The 23,927-nt window shown below is 65.1% G+C and carries 25 protein-coding genes and 2 pseudogenes; 11 read left to right on the top strand and 16 right to left on the bottom strand.

Features of this window, described 5'->3' with window-relative positions:
• Positions 1–3: 3 nt before the first annotated feature.
• From K0O64_RS09900 to K0O64_RS09870, 8 genes are read left to right on the top strand one after another with little or no spacing between them, the layout of a single operon-like run.
• Complete coding sequence (locus tag K0O64_RS09900; protein ID WP_220046328.1) at positions 4–876, top strand: NifU family protein; 873 nt, start codon at positions 4–6, stop codon at positions 874–876.
• Positions 873–1,502, top strand: coding sequence for a DUF5947 family protein (locus tag K0O64_RS09895; RefSeq protein ID WP_220046327.1), 630 nt, complete (start codon positions 873–875; stop codon positions 1,500–1,502). The genes K0O64_RS09900 and K0O64_RS09895 overlap by 4 nt, the downstream gene beginning before the upstream one ends.
• Positions 1,499–2,173 (top strand): DUF6084 family protein, encoded by a 675-nt coding sequence (locus tag K0O64_RS09890; RefSeq protein WP_220046326.1) that lies wholly within the window; start codon positions 1,499–1,501, stop codon positions 2,171–2,173. Before K0O64_RS09895 ends, K0O64_RS09890 begins: the two co-directional genes overlap by 4 nt.
• On the top strand, positions 2,170–3,528 hold the full coding sequence (locus K0O64_RS09885) for a hypothetical protein (RefSeq protein ID WP_220046325.1): 1,359 nt from the start codon (positions 2,170–2,172) through the stop codon (positions 3,526–3,528). The genes K0O64_RS09890 and K0O64_RS09885 overlap by 4 nt, the downstream gene beginning before the upstream one ends.
• Complete coding sequence (locus K0O64_RS30370) at positions 3,516–3,635, top strand: DUF6893 family small protein (protein WP_096310999.1); 120 nt, start codon at positions 3,516–3,518, stop codon at positions 3,633–3,635. Before K0O64_RS09885 ends, K0O64_RS30370 begins: the two co-directional genes overlap by 13 nt.
• Before the next feature lie 7 nt (positions 3,636–3,642).
• Positions 3,643–4,134, top strand: a complete 492-nt coding sequence (locus tag K0O64_RS09880) for a hydrogenase maturation protease (RefSeq protein ID WP_071946421.1) — start codon at positions 3,643–3,645, stop codon at positions 4,132–4,134.
• Positions 4,135–4,138: 4 nt separating this feature from the next.
• Entirely contained in the window at positions 4,139–4,387 is a 249-nt protein-coding gene (locus K0O64_RS09875) for a HypC/HybG/HupF family hydrogenase formation chaperone (RefSeq protein ID WP_071946423.1), read from the top strand.
• Complete coding sequence (locus K0O64_RS09870) at positions 4,384–5,115, top strand: DUF6390 family protein (protein WP_220046324.1); 732 nt, start codon at positions 4,384–4,386, stop codon at positions 5,113–5,115. Before K0O64_RS09875 ends, K0O64_RS09870 begins: the two co-directional genes overlap by 4 nt.
• Here K0O64_RS09870 and K0O64_RS09865 read toward each other — a convergent pair.
• Positions 5,112–5,495, bottom strand: a complete 384-nt coding sequence (locus tag K0O64_RS09865) for a response regulator (RefSeq protein WP_220046323.1) — start codon at positions 5,493–5,495, stop codon at positions 5,112–5,114. The genes K0O64_RS09870 and K0O64_RS09865 overlap by 4 nt on opposite strands.
• Positions 5,496–5,663: 168 nt before the next feature.
• On the opposite strand from K0O64_RS09865, the gene K0O64_RS09860 reads away from it, so the two are divergent.
• Both K0O64_RS09860 and K0O64_RS09855 read left to right on the top strand, forming a co-directional pair.
• Complete coding sequence (locus K0O64_RS09860; protein ID WP_220046322.1) at positions 5,664–6,737, top strand: class 1 fructose-bisphosphatase; 1,074 nt, start codon at positions 5,664–5,666, stop codon at positions 6,735–6,737.
• 11 nt (positions 6,738–6,748) lie between these two features.
• Positions 6,749–7,633 (top strand): phosphoribulokinase, encoded by an 885-nt coding sequence (locus K0O64_RS09855; RefSeq protein WP_071946431.1) that lies wholly within the window; start codon positions 6,749–6,751, stop codon positions 7,631–7,633.
• A 1-nt stretch (position 7,634) separates the two neighbouring features.
• Here the strand turns inward: K0O64_RS09855 and nuoN are convergent, their stop codons facing one another.
• From nuoN to K0O64_RS29880, 7 genes and pseudogenes are all read right to left on the bottom strand, one after another.
• A complete protein-coding gene (gene nuoN, locus K0O64_RS09850) occupies positions 7,635–9,161 on the bottom strand; it encodes an NADH-quinone oxidoreductase subunit NuoN (protein ID WP_220046321.1) in 1,527 nt (508 codons plus the stop codon).
• On the bottom strand, positions 9,158–10,711 hold the full coding sequence (locus K0O64_RS09845; protein ID WP_220046320.1) for an NADH-quinone oxidoreductase subunit M: 1,554 nt from the start codon (positions 10,709–10,711) through the stop codon (positions 9,158–9,160). The genes nuoN and K0O64_RS09845 overlap by 4 nt, the downstream gene beginning before the upstream one ends.
• Positions 10,711–12,591, bottom strand: a complete 1,881-nt coding sequence (gene nuoL / locus K0O64_RS09840) for an NADH-quinone oxidoreductase subunit L (RefSeq protein ID WP_220046319.1) — start codon at positions 12,589–12,591, stop codon at positions 10,711–10,713. The genes K0O64_RS09845 and nuoL overlap by 1 nt, the downstream gene beginning before the upstream one ends.
• 1 nt (position 12,592) lies before the next feature.
• Positions 12,593–12,892: an NADH-quinone oxidoreductase subunit NuoK gene (gene nuoK, locus K0O64_RS09835; RefSeq protein WP_071946439.1), complete on the bottom strand. Its 300-nt coding sequence runs from the start codon at positions 12,890–12,892 to the stop codon at positions 12,593–12,595.
• Positions 12,889–13,638 (bottom strand): NADH-quinone oxidoreductase subunit J, encoded by a 750-nt coding sequence (locus K0O64_RS09830; protein WP_220046318.1) that lies wholly within the window; start codon positions 13,636–13,638, stop codon positions 12,889–12,891. Before K0O64_RS09830 ends, nuoK begins: the two co-directional genes overlap by 4 nt.
• Entirely contained in the window at positions 13,635–14,150 is a 516-nt protein-coding gene (gene nuoI, locus K0O64_RS09825) for an NADH-quinone oxidoreductase subunit NuoI (protein WP_071946441.1), read from the bottom strand. Before nuoI ends, K0O64_RS09830 begins: the two co-directional genes overlap by 4 nt.
• A pseudogene (locus K0O64_RS29880) lies at positions 14,143–14,739 on the bottom strand (complex I subunit 1/NuoH family protein); the annotation flags it as partial. The gene nuoI and the pseudogene K0O64_RS29880, both read right to left, overlap by 8 nt.
• Before the next feature lie 50 nt (positions 14,740–14,789).
• Between K0O64_RS29880 and K0O64_RS09815 the strand changes: the two are divergent.
• Entirely contained in the window at positions 14,790–15,989 is a 1,200-nt protein-coding gene (locus K0O64_RS09815) for an IS30 family transposase (protein ID WP_071949663.1), read from the top strand.
• A 14-nt stretch (positions 15,990–16,003) separates the two neighbouring features.
• Here K0O64_RS09815 and K0O64_RS09810 read toward each other — a convergent pair.
• The 8 genes and pseudogenes from K0O64_RS09810 to K0O64_RS09775 form a co-directional block, all read right to left on the bottom strand.
• Positions 16,004–16,732 (bottom strand): annotated as a pseudogene (locus tag K0O64_RS09810) (NADH-quinone oxidoreductase subunit H); the annotation flags it as partial.
• The gene (locus K0O64_RS09805) at positions 16,729–19,068 is read right to left on the bottom strand and encodes an NADH-quinone oxidoreductase subunit G (protein WP_220046317.1); all 2,340 of its coding nucleotides are present in this window, start codon (positions 19,066–19,068) and stop codon (positions 16,729–16,731) included. The gene K0O64_RS09805 and the pseudogene K0O64_RS09810, both read right to left, overlap by 4 nt.
• Positions 19,068–20,369: an NADH-quinone oxidoreductase subunit NuoF gene (gene nuoF / locus K0O64_RS09800; protein ID WP_220046316.1), complete on the bottom strand. Its 1,302-nt coding sequence runs from the start codon at positions 20,367–20,369 to the stop codon at positions 19,068–19,070. Before nuoF ends, K0O64_RS09805 begins: the two co-directional genes overlap by 1 nt.
• 1 nt (position 20,370) lies before the next feature.
• Positions 20,371–21,015 (bottom strand): NADH-quinone oxidoreductase subunit NuoE, encoded by a 645-nt coding sequence (gene nuoE, locus K0O64_RS09795; protein ID WP_220046315.1) that lies wholly within the window; start codon positions 21,013–21,015, stop codon positions 20,371–20,373.
• Complete coding sequence (nuoD, locus tag K0O64_RS09790; protein WP_220046314.1) at positions 21,012–22,301, bottom strand: NADH dehydrogenase (quinone) subunit D; 1,290 nt, start codon at positions 22,299–22,301, stop codon at positions 21,012–21,014. The genes nuoE and nuoD overlap by 4 nt, the downstream gene beginning before the upstream one ends.
• The gene (locus tag K0O64_RS09785) at positions 22,301–22,909 is read right to left on the bottom strand and encodes an NADH-quinone oxidoreductase subunit C (protein ID WP_220046313.1); all 609 of its coding nucleotides are present in this window, start codon (positions 22,907–22,909) and stop codon (positions 22,301–22,303) included. The genes nuoD and K0O64_RS09785 overlap by 1 nt, the downstream gene beginning before the upstream one ends.
• Positions 22,906–23,460 (bottom strand): NuoB/complex I 20 kDa subunit family protein, encoded by a 555-nt coding sequence (locus K0O64_RS09780; RefSeq protein ID WP_047329601.1) that lies wholly within the window; start codon positions 23,458–23,460, stop codon positions 22,906–22,908. Before K0O64_RS09780 ends, K0O64_RS09785 begins: the two co-directional genes overlap by 4 nt.
• Complete coding sequence (locus K0O64_RS09775; RefSeq protein WP_220046312.1) at positions 23,451–23,810, bottom strand: NADH-quinone oxidoreductase subunit A; 360 nt, start codon at positions 23,808–23,810, stop codon at positions 23,451–23,453. Before K0O64_RS09775 ends, K0O64_RS09780 begins: the two co-directional genes overlap by 10 nt.
• Between the last annotated feature and the right edge of the window lie 117 nt (positions 23,811–23,927).

Raw genomic sequence — 23,927 nt, 5'->3', positions numbered from 1 at the left:
CGGATGGACGCAGATTCGCACTGGCGGTCGGCGGGTGAACGGATACAAAGCCTGCTGGACGCCAGCGCGGTCGGCGGCCCGATCGCCTCGGCACGCGCCGAGCAGTTGGTGCGTGAAGTGGTTGATCTGTATGGGACCGCGCTTGCCCGGGTCATCGAGCTTGTCGATGGGGCGGCAACCGATCGGCTGGCGGCCGACGACCTGATCGCCAGCTTGCTGCTGGTGCACGGCGTGCATCCGCATGATGTGACGCGCCGAGTGTCGCACGCCCTGGACAGCGTCCGGCCCTACCTCGGGTCACACGGCGGCGATGTCCAGCTGCTGGATGTCAGCAACGGGGTTGTGCGGCTGTCATTTTCGGGGAGCTGCAAGAGCTGCCCCTCGTCGGCGCGCACGCTGGAGCTGACGGTCGAGGACGCCGTTCGAGCCAGTGCGCCGGAGATCACCACAATCGAGGTCGTGCCCGCGGAACCGGCTGCCGGTACCACGCTCTTTCCGGCCGCGTCGCTGATGTCACGGCTCCAGGACACCGGCGGTCACCGAACCACCTGGCACCCGGTGCCCGAACTTGCCGAGCTGGAACCCGGTGAGGTCGCGGGTTTCGCAGTCGGCGACACGGTCGTGCTGGCCTGCCGAGCTGCCGAGAAGGTGCTCGCTTACCTCGATTTCTGCCCGGGTTGCGCCGGTTCCCTGGCCGGTGCACGCCTGTCGGGTGATGTTCTGCGGTGCCCGCGGTGTCACGCGCGCTACGACGTCCTCCACGCCGGCGTCGGAGTCGCCGGTACCGGTGAACATCTCGAACCGGTGCCGATGCTCACCCGAGATGGTGTGCTGTCCCTTGCCGTGACGGGTGAACCGATCGGAGCCTCGGCATGACCACGTCAACTATGGAGGTATTGGCCAGGATCCGCAGCACGCGCACGGCGGCGCCGTCCACGGACGAACGGTGCGAGATGTGCGCCGACCCCATCGCCGACCGACATCAACACGTCGTGAATGTCGCCGCGCGCCAGCTGATGTGTGTGTGCCGTGGTTGCTATCTGCTGTTCACCGATGCCGCTGCCGCGCTGCGGTACCGGGCGGTGCCCGACCGCTACCTGTCGTTCCCCGACTTCACGCTGGGCCGTGCGCGGTGGGAGGCGCTACAGATCCCGGTGGGTTTCGCGTTCTTCTTCCGCAACTCCGGGCTGGACCGCACCGTGGCGTTCTATCCAGGACCTGCGGGCGCCACCGAATCCGAATTGGACATGGCGGCCTGGTCGGCGGTGGCGGGTGATCCGCGGGTAGGTCTGCTCGCCGACGACGTCGAGGCACTTCTGGTGCGGGTCCCCGATTCCGGGGGGACTCCCGAATGTTTCCTGGTACCGATCGACGCCTGCTACGAATTCGTCGGCGGGTTGCGCCTGCTCTGGCGGGGATTCGATGGCGGCACTCAGGCACGGGAGTTCATCGATAGTTTCTTCGCCGGGGTCGCCGCGCGCAGTGCGGTGCGACTGCCATGACAGCGGACGTGACATTCCAGGTGCTCGACGTGACGCCCGAACGTTACGCGGTGACACCCATTTTGGCCGCCGAGATCGGCATCACCACCGCCGGTGAAGCACCGATTCAGGCCATCGCACTGCGCTGCCAGGTCCGCATCGACCCGCCCCGTCGCTCCTATACCGACGAGGAGGCGGCTGGGCTGCTCGACTTGTTCGGCCCCCGCGAACGCTGGGCAGCCACTCAACGCAATTTCCTGTGGCTGCACGCGGCAGCCATGGTGCCCGGCTTCGTCGGGACGACTCGGGTAACTCTGCCGCTGGCGTGCACCTACGACGTCGAGGTCGCCGGGGCCAAGTACTTCCACGCGTTGCGCGACGGCGTGATCCCCCTGCAATTCCTGTTCAGCGGGACAATTTTCGATGCCGGCGAGCCGACACTGCGCGTACGACAGGTGTCCTGGGAGTGCGAGGACTCCTTCGACATGCCGGTCGCCGTGTGGCGCGACCTGGTCCATCAGCACTATCCGGACTCCGGTTGGGTGCGTCTGTCGAAGGACACCATCGCTGAGCTGTGCTCGTTCAAGTCGGCGCGCGGTCTGCTCAGTGTCGATGAGGCGGTCGCCGCACTGCTGAGCGGCACCGCGCAGCCCATGCTGTGCACCAACGGATCCGGCCGGGAGAGACCGTGAACACCGGCTGGGACCGGGCCCGCACCATCGCCGACGCAGTGCTCTACGAGGGATATCTGCTGTATCCCTACCGGGCATCGTCGCCGAAGAATCAATGTCGCTGGCAGTTCGGCGTTCTCGGTCCGCCGGGCGCCGCGGAAGCCGGGATCGGCGAGGAAAGGTCGCTGGACACCCAGTTCCTGATCGCGGGTGGTGGCAGCCTTACGCTGGTCGTACGGTTTCTTCAGCTACAGCGCCGTCAGACCGAGACCCTCGAGGACGGGAGCTGGGTCCCCGTCGACGAACTCCGGACACCCGGCGGACACTGGCTGAGCTGGGATGAGGCCGTGGAATGCGAAATCAACATCGGCACACTAAAACTCGATGACAAGCATCGATCGTGGACACTGCCCTTGGCGGTATCCGGAGGGACCGCTGTCGAGGAAATCAGCGGGGGCCGGCTGGTACGTACCCGACGTGACCTATCTGCTGAGGTGACCGTCGACGCGGTCCGCGACGACCATCTGCACCGCATCAGCCTCTCGGTCGAGAACATTACGGCACCAGCCGCCGATCCAGCCGGCGCGATCGCCGGCTCGATGATCGGCACGCACGTCATCGCCGAATCCACTGGCGGGCAGTTCGTCTCGTTGCTGGAACCGCCACCGGACGCGACCGCCGCCGTGACGCGATGCCGGCACCGCAGATGCTTTCCCGTGCTCGCCGGCGCACCCGGCGAGAACGACCTCCTGCTGATCTCGCCGATCATCCTGTACGACCATCCCCAGGTGGCCGAGCAGAGCAACGGCGCCCTCTACGATTCGACGGAGATCGACGAGATCCTCACCCTGCGGGTGATGACCATGACCGACGAGGAAAAGTCGCAAGCGCGCGCCACTGACCCGCTGGCGGCCGCGATAATCGACCGCTGCGATGCAATGTCGCCCGAGGCGATGCAACGGCTGCACGGTGTGCTCCGTGACCCGCGTGCCGGGACGACGCCCCCCGCAGGGCTCGTCCCCGAAGTTCCCGACGGTGTCAACTGGTGGGATCCGTTAGCAGACGAGGAGGTACGTCCAGAGGTCGACGCCGTCCTGATCTCCGGTGTACCGGTGGCCCGTGGTAGCCGCGTGCGGCTTCGGCCCAGTCGCCGCGCCGACGCCCAGGACATCTTCGTGACCGGACGGAACGCGCACGTCACCTCTGTCCACCAAGACGTCGACGGCAACACGCATGTCGGCGTGGTAGTCGACGACGATCCCGCCGCCGACCTGCACGAGTGGTACGGACGCTACCTCTACTTCGCTCCTGACGAGGTCGAGCCGCTCGACCTGCAAACGTCTGATCACGAAAGGAGTTCGGCATGGCAGTCATAGGGTGGGTCGCCACGTGCGTGGTCGCAGCAGCCATAGTGGCCGGCGCGGTGATCGGGGTCCGTTCTATCCCCGACGTCCAGCGCTACCTGCGGATCCGGCACATGTAGCGATCCAATGCCGTCACGCATCCTGGTCGCTGGAATCGGGAACATCTTCCTCGGCGACGACGGGTTCGGGTCAGAAGTGGTCCGCCTGCTCTACGCAACCGATGGCGCCGAGCCGGACTTGCGGGTCACCGACTACGGAATCGGTGGCATGCATTTGGCTTACGACCTGCTCGACGCCTGGTCGGCGCTCGTCCTCGTCGACGCCCTGCCCGACCGGGGCTCGCCCGGCACGGTGCACGTGTTCACTGCCGATCACGAGACCTCCTGCCTGGCCACCGCGCTGGATGCCCACAGTATGGACCCCGGCGCGGTGTTCGCCAGTCTGAGAGCCCTGGGCGGGACCGCGCCTCCCACTGTTGTGGTCGGCTGCGAGGTCGCCGACATCGCCGACGGAATCGGGTTGAGCGAGCCGGTCCGCGCGGCCGTTCCCGCGGCGGTGGACGCTGTTCGAGCGGCGATCGTGATGGTGCGGCAACGATATACGGCGCAGGAGGTGTGAGCAGATGTGCCTGGGCATACCCGGTAAGGTGATCAGCCTCGTCGAGGGTTACGGGGGCCAGCTGGTCCTAGCCGATGTCGCCGGCGAGTCGCGCCGCGTGAACATCGGCATGCTGCCCGAGGAGACATTCGCTCCGGGTGACTGGGTCATCATTCACATGGGCTTCGTGGTCGAGAAGACCGATGAACGGGGCGCCGAGGCGGCGCTGACCGGTCTGCGGCTGATGGGCAGCGGAATCGACGAGGCCCCGTGACGGCACGACTGACGGCCGATGCTGTGGGATGGGAGTTGTTCGCCCGCTTCGCTTTCCCACCCAACGAGCTGGGCTACTGCGGGCCTCCGGATGCGTCGGTTCTCCTGTCCGGCCGCTCGCGTGCCGACGTCGCCGGACATGCCCAGGGTTTCGACGGCGCCTGGGCATACCTCGAAGAAATCGCGGCAGCGGCCGGTATCGACGATCCGCTCGACACCGAGGTGGTGCGCAGCTACTGGGTGGGCGGACCGCTGCTCGACGCAGTGAATTGCGGCACCCTCACCGCGAGGCTGCGCACCCTTTTCGCCAACCAGCCCACCGGCATACTCGACAGCGTCGGCTCCCACGGCCTGGCCCATCACAGTTTTCACGTGTTAGTCGTCTATCCCTGGATACGGTTCCTCAGCGGCGACCCGACCACACCGCTGCGGATACTGCAGGCGTGCCGGATCCGCTGGGGAACGGTCGACTGGGTCGACGACGAACATCTCGGTTTGCTTTCCCAGCCGCTGCAGTTCGACGGATACCGCCTGTTCCTCGGTGCCGAGGTGCTCGAGACGGCACGCTGGCGGCGCGATGGAATCACGCTGGCGCCACGACCGGAAAGTGGCGATAGGATCGCTGCCCACTGGGATTGGACATGCGGCCGGCTCAGCGAGCAAGAGGTCACCGCACTGGCGGCAGCTACGGCGTCGACGCTCGAACTGGTGAACTCGGTGCGCCGCTAGCGCCGCAGCACACCGATCACGGCCGCCGTCAGTGCCACGGGATCGATGGGATGCGGCACGGCCGCGTCGGCGCGCGACCAGCGCGCCAACCAGTCGTCGCCTGCCCTGCCGGTCAGGACGATCAGCGGGGGGCATAGGTCGAGCTCATCCTTGAGCTGCTTGGCGATCCCCATCCCTCCCGCGGGAGTGGCTTCACCGTCGAGAATCGCCGCATCGATGTCACCGGAATCCATGCACTGCAGGAGCATCGCCGGAGTCGCCACCTCGCGGTAGCAGAAATCGGGCAAATCCCCCGCCGGGCGGGATCCCAGTGCCGCGATGACGCGCTGTCGTGCTGCACGGTTGTCGCTGTACACCAGCACGGAGACGGGTGTGGTCATGGTGAGAGCGTAAGCCAGCAATCGCGTTCGGTGACACGGCAATACACCATCCCCCCGTCGGGCCACCCGCCCGGGGGATGGGCGGACGCTCGTGTCTCCGGGACCATCGAATCGACTCGAGGTCGCGGGTTATCCCGCGCGCGAGGACCGATAAGGAGGCCGCAGGTCATGCTCGCGAACCACACCACGCTGGTGCGATTCCTGATCGAGGAGCGCCGCCACCACCCCGATGCCAGCGGCGAACTCAACGCGTTGATCCTCGATGTTGCCCTTGCCTGCAAGGCGATCTCGAACCGGGTGGCCCAGGGTGAACTCGGCGGCGTCCTGGGCTCCGCTGACGCCGTGAACGTTCAAGGTGAAGTGCAGCAGAAGCTCGACGTGCTGGCCAACGAGTACTTCCTGCGGGCCTGCGAATGGGGCGGACAGGTGGCCGGGATGGTCTCGGAGGAGATCGACGACCCCTATCCCCTGCCGATCCAGTATCCGCGAGGGAAGTACCTGCTGATCTTCGACCCGCTGGACGGCTCGTCCAATATCGACGTCAATGTCTCTGTCGGCAGCATCTTTTCGATCCTGCGCGCGCCGAATCCGGGTGCCGACCCCTCGCTGGAGGACTTTCTGCAGCCGGGCACCGAGCAGGTGTGCGCGGGGTACGCGATCTACGGCCCGTCCACCATGCTGGTGCTGACCGTCGGGACCGGTGTGTACGCGTTCACCCTCGATCCCGGTTTGGGTGAGTTCTTCCTCAGTCGTGCACAGATCACGATTCCCAGCCACACAGGAGAATTCGCGATCAACGCCTCAAACCGCCGGTTCTGGGAGCCGGCGGTGCAGCGTTACATCGACGAGTGCCTGGCCGGCCAGACGGGCACGCGAGCCAAGGATTTCAACATGCGCTGGGTGGCGTCGCTGGTCGCCGAGACCCACCGCATCCTGACCCGCGGCGGGGTGTTCCTCTACCCGCGCGATTCGAAAGACCCGTCGAAACCGGGCCGGCTTCGCCTGCTCTACGAGGCCAACCCGATCGCATTCCTGGTTGAACAGGCAGGCGGACTGGCGAGCACCGGCCGTGGCCGCCTGCTCGAGGTTCCACCCACGAGCCTGCATCAGCGGGTTCCGCTGATCTTCGGTGCCGCCGAGGAGGTTCGGCGCATCGAGCACTACCACACCGACAGCAATGACAGGCCGGACGGCCTGCCGCTGTACGGCATTCGTGGCCTCTTCCGGTCTTCGGTGGGCTGAAAGGAGCTCCGATGTCTCGTCTTCATCCGATCATCTCGGTGACCGGCTCGTCCGGTGCCGGCACGACGTCCGTCATGCGCACGTTCGATCAGATCTTCCGCAGAGAAGGCATCAACGTGGCCTACGTGGAGGGCGACAGCTTCCACCGCTTCGACCGTGCCGAGATGAAGCTTCAGATCGCGGACGCGCACGCCCGCGGCGACCACACGTTCAGTCATTTCGGGCCGGAGTCCAATCTGTTCACCGAGTTGCAGGATCTGTTCTGCTCCTACGGCGAGACCGGGACGGGCAAGGTGCGCAAGTACTTACACGACGCCACCGAAGCTGCCCCCTACAACCAGGAGCCGGGCACCTTCACACCATGGGAGACGCTGCCCGACGACACCGACATGCTGTTCTATGAGGGTCTCCACGGCGCGATCGTCACCGAGGACGTGGACGTCACCCGCTACGCGGACTTGAAGATCGGCGTGGTCCCGGTGATCAACCTGGAGTGGATTCAGAAGCTGCACCGGGACAAGGTGTCCCGCGGGTACACCTCCGAAGCGGTGACCGACACCATCTTGCGCCGGATGCCCGACTACGTGAACTTCATCTGTTCCCAGTTCTCGTATACCGATGTGAACTTCCAGCGTGTCCCGATGGTGGACACGTCCAATCCGTTCATCGCCCGGTCGATCCCGACGGCCGACGAGTCCATGGTGATCATCCGGTTCCGCGACCCGCACGGCATCGACTTCCCGTATCTGCTGTCGATGCTGCACGATTCGTTCATGTCCCGAGCCAACACCATCGTCTGCCCCGGCGGCAAGATGGATCTGGCGATGCAGCTCATCTTCACCCCGATGGTGCTGCGGCTGTTCGAACGCCGCAAAGCTGAGCTGACCGTGCGCTGACTCAGCGCACGAAAGCCCCGGCGGCATTCGCCAGATCCAGCAGTGGCTGGGGCAGAACTCCGAACACCACTGTGACCCCCGCGGCCGTCGCGATGGAGATGCCGGTCAATCGATCCGGTGTGTGCACCCGCGCGGGCTGCATGGGGGTGTCGTCGGCGTACATCATCACCACCACCTTTGCGTAGACGAAAGCGGTAACGGCACTGGCGATCACGCCGACCAGCACCAGCAGGAGCTGACCGCCGTGCGCTGCCGCAGAGAACACCGCGAACTTGCCGATGAATCCACTGGTGAGCGGGATGCCGGCGAAGGCGAGCAGGAACAGCGAGAACACCACCGCGGTCAGCGGGTGCCGCCGTCCCAGCCCCGCCCAGTTCGCGATCGCCGTCTCCTCGGTGCCGGTGTGGTTGCGCACCAGGCCGATCACGGCGAAGGCACCCAGGGTGGCCAACGCGTAGGTCGCCAGATAGAACAGCGTTGCCGACAGTGCGGTGCCGTCCGCGGCGATGACGCCGGTGAGAATGAAGCCTGCCTGTGCCACGGCCGAATAGCCGAGCAACCGCTTGAGATCTGTCTGTCCGACTGCCAGCACCGCGCCCGCCACCATCGTCACCATCGCGATCAGCGACAGCACGGGGCGCCAGTCATGGTCGAGGCCGGGCAGTGCGACGTAGAAGATCCGCAGCATGGCCCCGAAGGCGGCGACCTTGGTGGCGGCGGCCATGAACGCGGTGATCGGGGTGGGGGCGCCCTGATAGACGTCGGGGATCCAGGAGTGGAACGGCACCGCACCGACCTTGAACAGCACGCCGACGGCCACCAGTGCGGTACCGGCGAGAGCGAGCGCACTGTCGGTGCCGGTTTCGACGGCGCGGGCGATGCCGGGCAGGCTCAGGGTGCCGGAGTAGCCGTACAGCAGCGCGATGCCGTAGAGGAAGAAGGCTGACGAGAACGCGCCCAGCAGAAAGTATTTGAGTGCGGCTTCCTGGGACAGCAGCCGCCGGCGTCGGGCCAGTCCACACATCAGATACAACGGAAGCGAGAACACCTCCAGCGCCACGAACATCGTCAGCAGGTCCCCCGCGGCAACGAAGATCAGCATTCCGGCCACCGAGAACATGGCCAGCGGGAACACCTCGGTCTGCACGGTGTTGACGCGCACCGCCGTCATCTCCGCGACGCTTCCTGGCACCGTCGATGCCTGCGGCGTGAACGACACCGAGCCGCCGCGCGCGTCACGTTGCGCGACCAACGCCATCGAACCCAGGCCGACCATCAGCACGACACCCTGAAGTAACGACGCCGGACCGTCGGAGATGACCGCGCCGGAGACAGCGGGACCGACGGTGCCCGCCAGCGCGACGACGGCGACCAGCCCGGTCGCCAGCCCGGCCAAGCTGACGCAGAGCTGCAGTAGGTAGCGGTGTCGGCGTGGCGCGAACGCTTCGATGAGCACGCCGGCGACGGCGGCACCGAGAATGATCAACATCGGTGAGAGCTGGCCGTATTCAACGCTGGGTGCAGTCATGGGTGTGCCCCTTCCGCGACGGCGGGTGCCGGGTCGGATACACCGACGGTGGTCAATGTGTGGGCGACCGCCGGGTTGATGACGTCGAGGGCGATCTTGGGATAGACCCCGAGTCCGATCAGCAGTGCGATCAGCGGCGTGACCACGAGCAGCTCCCGTGTGCCGAGGTCCCGGACTGTGTCGTTGCCGCGGGTGACCGGGCCGGTCATCATCCGTTGGTAGAGCCAGAGTATGTAGACCGCTGAGAGCACCAGCGCGACGGAGGCGATGACGGCGAAGGCGGGGTAGCGGGTGAATGTGCCGATGAGGACCAGGAATTCACTGATGAACGGCGCGAGTCCCGGAAGCGCGAGGGTGGCCAGGCCGGCGACGAGGAAGGTGCCTGCCAGGATGGGCGCGACTGTCTGGATGCCGCCGTAGTCGGCGATGAGGCGGCTGCCGCGGCGGCTGACGAGGAATCCGGCGATCAAGAACAGTGCGGCGGTGGAGATTCCGTGGTTGACCATGTAGAGGGTGGAGCCGGCTTGGCCTTGGCTGGTCATCGCGAAGATGCCGAGGATGATGAAGCCGAAGTGGCTGATCGAGGTGTAGGCGATCAGCCGCATGACATCGGTCTGGCCGATAGCCAGGACCGCGCCGTAGACGATGCCGATCACGGCCAAAGCGATGACGACCGGGCGGAACCATGTTGCGGAATCCGGGAACAGCGGCAGGCAGTAACGCAGCATCCCGAATGTGCCGACCTTGTCCATCACCGCCATCATCAACACCGCCGACGACGGCGTCGCCTGAACGGCGGCCCCGGGTAGCCAGGTGTGAAAAGGCCACAACGGCGCCTTCACCGCGAACGCGATCAGGAAACCGAGGAATAGTGCATGAGCGACAGCGGGATTGACGGTGAACGTTCCCGCGGTGACAGCGTCGGCGATGGCGCGGTAGTCGAACGTTCCGCCGTCGAATGCCGTGCTGCGCGAGGTGAGGACGTAGAGGCCGATGACCGCGGCAAGCATGGCGAGTCCACCGCACAGGCTGTAGACCAGGAACTTCAGCGCGGCCCTGGATCGTCCGGCACCGCCGAAGCCGCCGATGAGGAAATACATCGGGATCAGCATGGCCTCGAAGAAGATGAAGAACAGCAGGATGTCCAAAGCCACCAGGGCCAGCAGCACCATGCCTTCGACGGCCAGGGTGAGCGCGACATAGGCGTTGACCGACCGCGAACGACCGTCGGCATCGTGCCAACCCGCGATGATCAACAGCGGCACGAGCACCGCGGTGAGTACCACCAGGGCCAGTGCGATGCCGTCGACGCCAAGGATGTATCCGGTTCCGAAAGACGGTATCCACGGATGGTTTTCGACGAACTGGAACTGCTCGCCGGCCGGATCGAACCGCACCGCGATCACGATGGCGATGACAAGGACACCGATCGCGACGGCCAGCCCGGTGAACCTCGCGGAGCGACCCGTCGTCGCGGGAAGGATCGCGATCAAGCCGGCACCGGTGAGCGGGATCAGCCACAGCAGGCTCAGCCACGGGATCTGATTCATCACAGCCTCACCATCACCAGCATCGCGACCACCAGAGTGGCACCCAGAAAGATCGACAGCGCGTAGGAGCGGGCAAACCCGGTTTGCATGCGACGCACCGAGTTCGACGCCAGAGCCACCGCTGCGGCAATACCGTCCACCGCTGCATCGATCCCCCGCCGCTCGACAGCAACCAGTCCCCTGGTGACTGCGCGGCCGGGCCGCATGAGGGCGGCTTCGTTGAACGCGTCGCCGTACAGATCATTAAGCGCGGCCACCGTCGCGGCTGAAACCCATTCGGAGGCAATCGGGTTGACGGGCTTGCGGAGATACATCCGCACTGCGACCGCGATGCCGATGGCGACGACGCCGAGTGCGGTGACGGTGATGATCCAGGCGGGGATCAGGTGTTCGGTTTCGTGGTGGCCGACGACGGGTTCGAGCCAGTGTTGCAGGGTGCTGCCGATGGCCAGCAGCGCGCCGGCGCCGACGGAGCCGATCGCCAGGATGATCATCGGCGCGGTCATCGACGCAGGCGATTCGTGCGGGTGGGTGTCGGGCTTCCAGCGGCGTTGGCCGAAGAAGGTGAGCAGCATCACGCGGGTCATGTAGAAGGCGGTGATCCCGGCACCCAGCAGTGCGGCACCACCCAGTAGCCAACCTTCGAGTCCGCCGGAGTTGAAGGCGGTTTCGATGATGGCGTCTTTGGAGAAGTAGCCGGCGAACGGCGGCACACCGATGATGGCGAGGTAGCCCAGCCCGAAGGTGACGAACGTGATGGGCAGCAGGGTGCGTAGGCCGCCGTAGCGGCGCATGTCGGTTTCGTCGTCCATGGCGTGCATGACCGAGCCGGCGCCCAGAAACAGTCCGGCTTTGAAGAAGCCGTGGGTGAGCAGGTGCATGATCGCCACCGCATATCCGGCGGGCCCTAGCCCGGCGGCGAGCACCATGTAGCCGATCTGGGACATCGTGGAGGCGGCCAGGGCCTTTTTGATGTCGTCTTTGGCGCAGCCGATGATCGCCCCGAATAACAGGGTGACCGCACCCACGGTGACGACGGCGGTCTGGGCGGCCGGGCTGTGGTTGAAGATCGGCCCGGAGCGGACGATCAGGTAGACGCCGGCGGTGACCATGGTGGCGGCATGGATCAGGGCGGACACGGGGGTGGGGCCTTCCATGGCGTCACCGAGCCAGGACTGCAACGGCACTTGGGCGCTCTTGCCGCAGGCACCGAGCAGCAGCAGCAAGCCGACGGCGGTCAGGACACCGTGACTCATTTGGGGGACGGAGTCGAAGACGGTGCTGAAGGTGACCGAGCCGAGGGTGGCGAACAGCACCATCAACGCGATGGCCAAACCCATGTCACCGACCCGGTTGACCACGAACGCCTTTTTCGCCGCGGTCGCCGCCGACGGTTTGTATGACCAGAAGCCGATCAGCAGATACGACGCCAAACCGACACCTTCCCACCCCATGTAGAGGCCGAGGTAGTTGTCGGCGAGCACGAGTAGCAGCATCGCGGCGACGAACAGGTTGAGGTAGGCGAAAAAGCGGCGCCGGCCGGGATCGGTCTTCATGTAGCCGATCGAATAGATGTGGATCAGCGCGCCGACTCCGGTGATCAGCAGCACGAAACACATCGACAGCGCGTCGAGTTGCAGACCGAAGTCCACGCGCAAAACACCGACGGGCACCCAGGAGAACAACACGTCGTGCACCGCGCGGTCCCCGCCGGGCAGCCCGAGGAGGTGGGTGAACAGCACCGCGCCGCAGGCGAAGGCGCCGAGCACCGCCGCACACGCCAGCAGATGCCCCCACGCGTTGGTCGCTTTACCGCCCAGCAGCAGGATGACGGCCCCGGCCAAGGGCAGCGCGATGGTCAACCACACCAGTGTCTGCATATCAGTGCCGCAGCAGGTGGGCGTCGTCGACGTTCGCCGAGCGTCGGGTCCTAAAGATCGTCATGATGATCGCCAGGCCAACCACGACTTCGCAGGCGGCGACCACCATGGTGAAGAACGCCACCACCTGCCCATCCAAGTGGCCGTGCATGCGGGAGAAGGTGACGAACGCCAGGTTCGCGGCGTTGAGCATCAACTCCACACACATGAACATCACGATCGCATTGCGCCGCAACAACACCCCCGCCGCACCAATCGTGAACAACAACGCCGACAAATACAGGAAATAATCGGGAGTCATTGGCTCACTTCCTGATTCAGCGTGCCGTCATTCTCGTGATCGCGCGTAACGAGCAGAGACAAGACGGTGCCATCGCGGGTGAGAGTTCGGCTCACCGAGAGCGCGCAGTCGCTTCCGTCCGGCAGTCGCGCCGGGGTGTTGACGGCATTGTGCAATGCGTACACACCCGGGCTGGGTAGCGGGGTGGCGCGCGCCCCGGTTTGGAAGCGCTCGATCACCAACTCGCGCTGAGTCTTTCGCCGCTCGAAGCGCTCCCGGTGCGCCAGCACCATCGCCCCGAGCGCCGCGGTGATCAACAACGCACTGGTCAACTCGAACGCCCACAGATCACGGGTGAAGATCAACGTCGCCAGGCCTTGCACATTGCCGCCCGCATTGGCCTCCGCCAACCCGGTGACTCCCGACGTCGCCACGCTGCCGATTCCGGCGATCAGCAGAATGCCGAACCCCAAGCCAGTGAGGGCCGCGGCCACACGTTGCCCGCGGAGCGTCTCGATCAGCGAGTCGGCCGAGTCGACACCGATCAGCATGAGAACAAACAGGAACAGCATCATTACCGCGCCGGTGTAGACCACGATCTGCACGACGCCGAGGAAGAGCGCATCCTGCGCGACGTACAGCACCGCAAGGTTGATCATCGCCGCGCCGAGGAACATGGCCGAATACACCGCTTTTCGACTCACGACAACGCCGACGGCCGCCACCAGTGTCAGTGGCGCGAGGATCCAGAACATCACAGCTGTCATCGCGTCGATTCCTTCACGTGTCCCAGGTAGTAGTCGTCGTCGGTCACCCCGGGTGCCATGGCGTGCGGGGGTGGTTGCATCCCGGGTTGCAATGGGGCCAGTAGTTTGTCCTTGCCGTAGATGAGGTCGGAGCGGTTGTCGTCGGCCATCTCGTAGACGTTGGTCATCGTCAGGGCGCGGGTGGGGCAGGCCTCGATACACAGTCCGCAGCCGATACAGCGCAGATAGTTGATCTGGTAGACCCGCCCGTAGCGTTCACCCGGGGAGAAGCGTTGCTCCTCGGTGTTATCCGCACCCTCGACGTAGATCGCGTCGGCGGGGCAGGCCCAGGCGCACAGCTCGCAGCCGATGCACTTCTCCAGCCCGTCGGCGTAACGGTTGAGTTGGTGGCGGCCGTGATAGCGCGGGGCGACCGGCCCCGGCTTCTCGGGATACTCCTCGGTGATAGGACGCTTGAACATCGTCCCGAACGTCACGCCGAAACCCTTGACCGCGCCGAGGAAGTCAGGCATCTCCGCTCCCCCACGATGCGACGGCGACCTGCTCGTGTACCTGTTTTCCGTTGCGCATCGGCACTCCGTATGTCGGGGCCGGCCACACCGCGGCGTTCCGCTGCCCAGGAAGGGGTGGCACAGGAAATCCACCGGCCATCGGGTCGAACTCTGCTGTCTGCAAAGAGGTTCCACCTGTTCGCCGGACTCGGGTCACGCGCCGAACGCCAACGACAAGGGCCAGCAACACCGCAGCGGCGATCAGATTTTCGACGAGGCCGCTGTGGCCGATGCTGTGCAGGACGGCGACGATCATGATCCAGACCAGGGAGACGGGGATGAGTAGTTTCCAGCCCAGCGCCATGAACTGGTCGTAACGCAACCGCGGCAAGGTGGCGCGAAGCCACATGAACACGAACATGAACGTCCACACCTTGGCCACGAACCAGATCAGCGGCCACCAGCCGGTATTGGCGCCGTCGATCAGGCTGATCGGCCACGGGGCATGCCAGCCACCCAGGAACAGGGTGGTCGCCAAGGCCGAGACGGTGGTCATGTTGACGTATTCGGCGAGCATGAACATCGCGAACTTCAGCGACGAGTACTCGGTGGGCAGGTTCATACGGTCAACGCATCATTGGTTGATTCGTGGAGGTCATCGTGCCGAGTGGTTATCCGCATCCGAGGTCGACCCGGCGGGAGTTGTTTGATCGGGTGTGCCAAGGCGAGCCGCTGATCCCGACGGCACGGCAGATGGGCGTGTCGACGACGGCAGCGTCGATGTGGTGGCGTGAGGCTGGGGCCATGACGATCCAGATCGGCGGACGCGGTCAGCGTGGTCTGCTCGAACCGGGCAACAAGATGCTGCCTGGCGGGCGTGGCCACCGACTCAGTGTGGAGGAACGGGTCGAGATCATGCGCGGCCGCGATGCTGGCCTGAGTGCGGCCAAGATCGCGGAGAAGCTCGGTCGTGACCGCACGACGATCTATCGCGAGATCCGCCGAAACCGCAACGATGACGGCGACTATCACGCCCTGATGGCTCACGCCCGTGCCGCACAGAAAGCCAAGCGGCCTAAAGCTTTCAAGCTCGAAGACCGTGCGTTGTGTAGAGCCATCGAGGGTTGGATGGATGACGGGTGGAGCCCGAAACTGATCGCCGAGGTGTTGGCGCGTGATCACGGCGATGACAGGCTGGCACGGGTGAGCCACGAAACGATCTATCAGTGCCTCTACGTCCAGGGCCGCGGTCAGCTGCGTGCTGACCTCAATAAGTGCCTGTCGACCAAACGCACCGCCCGCAAGCCCCGTGACCACAGCGAACGCCGCGGGAAGTTCAGCGACGTGATCACCATCAGCCAGCGTCCTGCCGTCGTCGAGGACCGTGCGGTGCCTGGGCACTGGGAAGGCGATCTCATCCTGGGCAGCCGCGGCACCAGCGCGATCGGGACGTTGGTGGAGCGCAGCACCCGGTTCACCATCCTGCTGCACCTACCGGCCGATCACACCGCTGATTCGGTGGCCACCGCGATGATCGAGGCGATGAACGACCTGCCCGCTCACCTACGCCGCAGCCTCACCTGGGACCGGGGTAGCGAAATGGCCGGCTGGCAGGACATCAGCCTGCAGCTACAGGCCCCGGTCTATTTCTGCGACCCGCATTCACCCTGGCAACGCGGCAGCAACGAGAACACCAATCGACTGCTGCGGTTCTGGTTTGAAAAGGGCACCGATCTCAGCGGCCACACCAAAGCTGACCTCAAACGAATCCAAGACAAACTCAACAGCCGACCCCGACCCACCCTCGACCTCGACACCCCAGCCCAACGCCTGGCCACTCTCATCAGCCAAGCCGCATGAACGTTGCACTGGCCACTTGACTTTGAGGTGTGAAACCCGCCCACCAGTTCACCTTCGGCCTCGGGCAGGTCGAACGGTGCCCGGTTGGTCTCACCGACCATCGAGGTGACGTACACCGCGAACGACGGCAGCAGCAGGAACACATACCAGGTGTGTTCCTGGGCGGCGACGATCCCGGAGGTGGACATGGTGCCGGCGTAGAGGAACACCGCCGCGAACGACAGGGCCATGGCGATCTCGTAGGAGATGACCTGCGCGCTGGATCGCAGACCGCCCAGCAGCGGGTAGGTCGAGCCCGACGCCCACCCCGCCAGGACGATGCCGTACACCCCGATCGAGGTGACCGCCAGAATGTGGAGCACCGCCACCGGCAGATCGGTCAACTGCAACGGCGTCCGGTGACCCAACACCGACACCACCGGACCCAACGGGATCACCGCAAACGCCATGAAGGCGGGAATCACCGAAATAACCGGGGCCATCAGATAAATCGGCTTGTCCACCCCGGCCGGGACCAAGCCCTCCTTCAGCGCCAGCTTGATGCCGTCGGCCAGCGACTGCAGCAACCCGAAGGGACCCACCCGGTTCGGGCCGTACCGCATCTGCATGCGGCCCAGGATCTTGCGCTCCAACAGGATGGCCACCAACACGGTCAGCATCAGGAAGGCGAAGACCGCGACCGCCTTGACCACAATCAACCACCACGGATCATGGCCGAACACACTCATATCCGGGTAGCTCATGCGGTCCTCTCCCGTTCAATGCGCACCACCGCACCCGCGGTCACTCCGAGCTGTTCATGCACGGCACTCCCCGGTGAGTTCATCGGCAGCCACACCACACCGTCGGCCATCTCGGTGACCACCAGGGGCAGGCTGATCGCGCCCCGATCCGTCGAGACGGTCACCACATCACCTTCGGCGGCGCAGATCCCGGCCGCCGTCACCGCCGACAACCGCACCACCGCCGGCCGCGCCGTACCCGCCAGAAACGGCTCCCCATCCTGTAACCGGCCGGCATCCAACAACAACCGCCACCCCGCCAGCACCGCCTCACCCTGGGCGCATTCGGCGGGTGGTGTCGGCAGGTAGTCCGCCAGCGACGAGTGCATGCCATCCCAGCTGCCGAGACGACCGATCTCCGCGTGAACCGTTGCGGCGTCGGGTGTACCGAGGTCGATACCCATTGCTGCTGCCAGGTTGTGCAGGATCCGATGGTCGGACGCGTCGCTGGTGGAAAGAGCAGCTTCGAAGGACCTGGGGCGGCCTTCCCAGTTCAGGAATGACCCCGTCTTCTCGGCCACCGTCGCGACCGGGAACACGACGTCGGCGCGATCGGTCACCGCGCTTCGCCGGACCTCCAGACTGACGACGAATCCGGCCGACTTGATGGCCGCCAGCATGGCGGGCGGGTCGGGCACGTCCGCCGGATCCACCCCGCCGACGAGCAGGGCACCGGCTCCCAAGGTCACCATCTCGCTGAGGTTCAGTCCAGGGCGGTCCGGCAAACCGGTTGTGCCCCAGACACGTTCGACCTGCTCACGCGCACGCGCATGCTGGACGGGCCGGCCACCGGGCAGGAGATTGGGTAAGCAGCCGGTTTCCACGGCACCACGATCACCGGCACGGCGCGGAATCCAGGCCAGCCGCGCTCCGGTCTGTTGAGCCACTCGAGTCACGGCCGACAACGCGCCGCGACTGGTGGCCAGTCGTTCCCCGACCAGGATGATCGCGTCCGGCGGTAGCGCGCCGGTCAGGCCGCCGAGGGTCACCGCTTCCTGCCCGGGTTCGGTCAGCACCACGTTGGCACCCAGCTTGACCGATCCCGGTGAGGCGAACGGTGCGATCGTCACGATCCGCAGCCCGCGCTTGCGGACCGCTTTGCGCAGCCGCAGGAACACGATTGGGGATTCGTCCTCTGGTTCGAACCCGGCCAGGACCACCAACGGTGCGGCCTGCAGGTCGGCGTAGCTCACGTCGCGGCGTCCGGCGACGTGTGCCGCCAGGAACTCCTGTTCCTCGACCGAATGTGGGCGGGAGCGGAAGTCGATGTCGTTGGTGTCCAGGGCGATTCGTGCAAACTTGGCGTAGGCGTAGGCGTCCTCGGCGGTGGCACGGCCGCCCACCAGCACACCGGCCCGGCCGGACCTCAATCCCGCGGCTGCCACCGCGATGGCTTCCGACCACGACGCCGGACGCAAGCGTCCCGACTCACGGATCATCGGGGTGGTGATGCGGTCTCCGACCCGAGCGTAGGTGAAGGCCCAACGACCCTTGTCACAGTTCCATTCCTCGTTGACTTCCGGGTCGTCACCGGCCAACCGGCGCAGCACCACGCCGCGGCGGTGATCGGTGCGCTGGGCGCATCCGGAGGCGCAGTGCTCACACACGCTGGGGCTGGACACCAAATCGAAGGGGCGGGCCCGGAACCGGTAGGCGGTTCCGGTCAATGCCCCGACCGGACAGATCTGCACCGTGTTGCCGCTGAAGTAGGAATCGAACGCCTCACCCGGGCCGATCCCCACCTGCTGCAGGGCGCCACGCTCGAGCAGCGAGATGAACGGATCCCCGGCGATCTGCTCGGAAAACCGTGTGCAACGGGCACACAACACACACCGCTCCCGATCCAGCAGCACCTGACTCGACAAGTTGATCGGCTTCGGATAGGTCCGCTTCACCTTGTCGAATCGGCTCTCCGTGCGTCCACTGCTCATGGCCTGGTTCTGCAGCGGGCATTCACCGCCCTTGTCGCAGACCGGGCAGTCCAACGGATGGTTGATCAACAGCAGTTCCATCACCCCGTGCTGCGCCTTATCGGCGGCCTCGGAGGTGAACTGGGTGCGCACCACCATGCCGTCGGTGACCGTGGTGGTGCAGCTGGCCATCGGCTTGCGCTGGCCCTCCACCTCGACAAGACACTGCCGGCACGCCCCCACCGGATCCAGCAGCGGATGATCGCAGAACCGCGGGATCTGCACACCCATCAACTCCGCCGCCCGAATCACCAACGTGCCTTTAGGCACTCGAACGTCGACATCGTCGATCGTGACCGTGATCATGTTGACGTCGATCAACGTCATCAGGCTCCCACCTCCTCCGGCGCGGCGAGCATCGCCGCGCGTGGGTCGAACGGACAGCCACCGCTGAGGTGCTCTTCGTACTCGGCGCGGAAATGTCTGATCGACGAGATCACCGGCGAAGCCGCCCCATCACCCAACGCGCAGAACGACTTTCCGTTCAGCGTGTCGGCGATGTCGAGCAGGTTGTGCAGGTCCGCATAGGTGGCCCAGCCGTTCTCGAGGTCGGCATAGATCTGGCTGAGCCAGTAAGTGCCCTCGCGGCAGGGTGTGCACTTGCCGCAGGATTCGTGGGCGTAGAACTGGGTCCAGCGCCGCACCGCGCGCACAACACAGGTGGTTTCGTCGAAGATCTGCAGTGCCTTGGTACCCAGCATCGAACCGACCGACGCCATGCCTTCGTAATCCAATGGCACGTCCAGGTGTTCGGCCGTCAGCAGTGGAGTCGACGACCCGCCCGGCGTCCAAAACTTCAGCTCGTGTCCGGCCCGGACTCCACCGGCGTGTGCCAGCAACTCACGCAACGTGATCCCTAGCGGAGCCTCGTACTGACCCGGTTTCGTCACATGCCCCGACAGCGAGTAAATGGTGCACCCCGGTGATTTCTCAGTGCCCATCGAAGTGAACCACCCGACGCCGTTCAGCAGGATCGGCGGGACGCTGGCGATGGATTCGACGTTGTTGACCACCGTCGGGCAGGCGTACAGCCCGGCTTCGGCGGGAAACGGTGGGCGCAGGCGGGGTTGGCCACGCCGACCCTCCAGCGAATCCAGCAGAGCGGTCTCCTCACCGCAGATATAGGCGCCCGCACCCGCATGCACGATCAGATCGAGGTCGAACCCCGAACCCTGGATGTTCTCCCCGAGATAGCCTGCCTCGTAGGCCTCGGCCACCGCGGTCTGCAACCGGCGCAGCACCGGCACCACCTCGCCGCGCACATAGATGAAGGCGTGCCGGGCCCGGATGGCATAGGCCGCGATGATCGCACCCTCGATCAAGGAGTGGGGTGTCGCATACATCAGCGGAACGTCCTTGCACGTACCGGGTTCCGACTCGTCAGCGTTGACCACCAGATAGTGCGGCTTGGCATCGTCCTGCGGAATGAACGACCACTTGGCACCGGTCGGGAAGCCCGCACCGCCGCGCCCGCGCAGACCGGACTCCTTCACCGTGTCGATGACCTCGACGGGTGTCATCGTCAGCGCCTTGGCGAGGGCTTGGTAGCCGTCGTGGCGCAGGTAATTGGTGAGGGTCCATGATTGCGGCTCGTTCCAGTGACGGGTCAGCACACGATCTAGCGCCATCTCAGACCTCGTCCCGATCGGCGGGAGCGAGCCCCGCCAATGTTCGTGCGGTGCTGCGGAAGGGGCACAGCTGCGCGCCCCGAGTGGGGTGCGGTGCGCGGCCGGCGCGGATGTCGTTGATGAGTTGTCGTGCGCTGGTGGGGGTTTGGTTGTCGAAGAATTCCCAGTTGATCATGACCACCGGGGCGTAGTCGCAGGCGGCGTTGCACTCGATGTGCTCTAAGGTGATGCGGCCGTCGCCGGTGGTGTCCCCGGCGTGAATGCCGAGCTCGGTCTCCAAAGTGTCCAATATGGCGTCACCGCCCATGATGGCGCACAGGGTGTTGGTGCACACCCCGACCAGATAGTCGCCGGTGGGGGTGCGCCGGTACATCGAGTAGAACGTCGCCACCGCGGCGACTTCGGCCTCAGTCAAGGCCAGTTGTGCCGCGCAGAAGGCGATTCCGGCGGTGGTGAGGTAGCCGTCTTCGGCTTGCACCAAATGCAGCAGCGGCAGCAGCGCCGAGCGGGCCTGCGGGTAGCGGGCCATGATCACCGCCGCATCGGCGGCCAGCCGGGCGGTAACCTCGCCCGGGTAGGTGGCCGGTCCGCTGATCGGCGGCCCGGGTTCGTCCGGGCGCGGCCCCAACACCAGATCGATGCTCATCGGTCGACACCTCCCATGACCGGATCAATGGAGGCGACGGCGGCGATGACGTCGGCGACCATGCCGCCCTCACACATCGCGGCCACCGCTTGCAGATTGGTGAACGACGGATCCCGGTAATGCACCCGATAGGGGCGGGTGCCGCCGTCGGAGACCATGTGCACCCCCAACTCGCCGCGCGGGGATTCCACCGCGATATACACCTGCCCGGCCGGCACCCGGATCCCTTCGGTCACCAATTTGAAGTGGTGGATCAACCCCTCCATCGAGGTGCCCATGATCTTGGCGATATGCGCCGGCGAATTCCCCAACCCGTCCGGACCCAATTCGAGGTCGGCGGGCCAGGCGAGTTTCTTATCACTGATCATCACCGGCCCCGGCTCCAACCGATCCACACACTGGGCCACGATCTTCAATGACTCGTGCATTTCACCGACCCGGATCAGATACCGGCCGTAACAGTCCGCCCCGTCATCGGTGATGACGTCGAAGTCATAGGTCTCATACCCGCAATACGGTTGAGTCTTCCGCAGATCGTGCGGCAGCCCGGTCGAGCGCAGCACCGGGCCGGTGATCCCGAGCGCCATGCAGCCGGTCAAATCCAGGTAGCCGATGCCCTGGGTGCGGGCCTTCCAAATGTAGTTCTCGGTCAACAGGTCTTCGAGCTCGCGTAACCGGCCCGGCAAAATCTTGAGTAGGTCCCGTACCCGCTGGGGTCCGTCGTCGGGCAGGTCGGTGGCCAACCCGCCCGGGCGGATATAGGCGTTGTTCATCCGCAACCCGGTAATCGCCTCAAACACACTCAAAATCAGCTCGCGTTCGCGGAAGCCGAAGAACATCGGGGTCATCGCCCCCAACTCCATCCCCCCGGTGGCCAACGCCACCAAATGACTGGAGATGCGGTTGAGTTCCATCATCATCACCCGCACCACACTGGCCCGAGCCGGGATGTCATCGGTGATGCCCAACAGTTGTTCCACACCCAGGCAGTAGGCGGTCTCGTTGAAAAACGGGGACAGATAATCCATCCGGGTCACAAACGTCACACCCTGGGTCCAGGTGCGGTACTCCAGGTTCTTCTCAATCCCGGTGTGCAAATACCCGATCCCACACCGGGCCTCGGTGACCGTCTCACCCTCAATCTCCAAGATCAACCGCAACACCCCATGCGTCGACGGATGCTGCGGACCCATATTCACCACAAGTCGCTCAGCGCGGTCCTCGACCGCCGCCGAAGTGAGGGCATCCCAATCGCTGCCGTTGACTGTGAAGGTTGTTTCGACCATCAGTTGTACGACCTTCTCTGGTCGGGAGGCGCGACGCTTGCGCCGTGGTAGTCGACCGGCACTCCGCCCAGCGGATAGTCCTTGCGCTGCGGATGACCCACCCAGTCGTCGGGCATTTCGATACGCGTCAACCCGGGATGACCGTCGAACACGATCCCGAAGAAGTCGTAGGTCTCCCGCTCATGCCAATCAACCGTCGGATACACCGAAAACAGTGACGGCACATGCGGATCGGCATCCGGACACGCCACCTCCACCTGAACCCGCCGATTATGCGTGATCGACATCAACGGATAGAACGCATGCAACTCCCGACCCACATCCTGCGGATAGTGCACACCCGAAACACCACAACACAATTCGAAGCGCAACGCGGGCACATCCCGCAGCGCGCGGGCGACCACGAGAAGCAGTCCCCGCGTGACGTGCAGGGTGAGTTGCCCCGCGTGGACGACAACGCGTTCCACCGCGTAGCTGAACTCGTCGCCTAGTGCGAACGAGAGCTCGTCCACGACGTCGTCGAAATAGCCGCCGTAGGGCCGCGGTGTGCTGTCCCACTGGGGTTTACGGCGAACCAGTCGCCCGTATCCGGACACGTCGCCGCTCACCGCAGCAGCCCTTTGAGTTCCAGGGTGGTCGGTGCGGCCAGCGCAGCCTTTTCGGCTGCGGCGACAGCCTCGGCGCGGTGCACCCCCAACGGCATCTCGGCGATCTTGGCGTGCAACGCCAAAATCGCGTTCAGCAACATCTCCGGACGCGGCGGACACCCGGGCAGATAGATGTCCACCGGCACCACATGATCCACACCCTGGACCACCGCATAGTTGTTGAACATGCCGCCACTGGAGGCACACACCCCCATCGCCAGCACCCACTTCGGTTCAGCCATCTGGTCATACACCTGGCGCAACACCGGCGCCATCTTCTGACTCACCCGCCCCGCCACGATCATCAGATCGGCCTGCCGCGGCGTGGCCGAAAACCGCTCCATCCCAAACCGGGCGATATCAAACCGCGGCGACGCCGTCGCCATCATCTCAATGGCACAACACGCCAACCCGAACGTCGCCGGCCACAACGAACCCTTACGCACAAACCCGGCGACCTTCTCCACCGTCGACAACAAGATGCCGCCCGGCAGTGCTTCCTCTAATCCCATTCCAGCCCACCCCGACGCCACACATACCCGTACGCCACAAACACCGTCGCCATGAAGATCAGCATCTCCACCAGCGCGAACGTCCCCAACGCATCAAACGAGACCGCCCACGGATACAAGAACACGATCTCGATGTCGAACACGATGAACAACATCGCCGTCAGGTAATACTTGATCGGGAACCGCCGACCAGCCGGCTCCCCGGCCACCGGCTCAATCCCGCACTCGTAAGCTTCCAGCTTCGCCCGGTTGAACCGCCGAGGCCCGACCACCAGCGCGATCACCACCGACACCACCGCAAACCCAGCCGCAATCACCCCCAACACCAGGATGGGCAGAAACAGAGTCAAATCCCCTGCCCTCCTTCTCCACTGGCGGCGCGCACCGCGCCCGACGACGCCGAGCGGTAGGCGTATGTCTACCGTTCGCCGCTGCGTAGGTATCCCCCGTTAGGGGGGAGAAGCATG

This window comes from Mycolicibacterium pallens (assembly GCF_019456675.1).
In the GTDB taxonomy this organism is placed as follows: Bacteria; Actinomycetota; Actinomycetes; order Mycobacteriales; family Mycobacteriaceae; genus Mycobacterium; species Mycobacterium crocinum.
The sequence above is the reverse complement of the archived record's forward strand: the minus strand, read 5'-3'. Positions and strand labels throughout refer to the sequence as shown.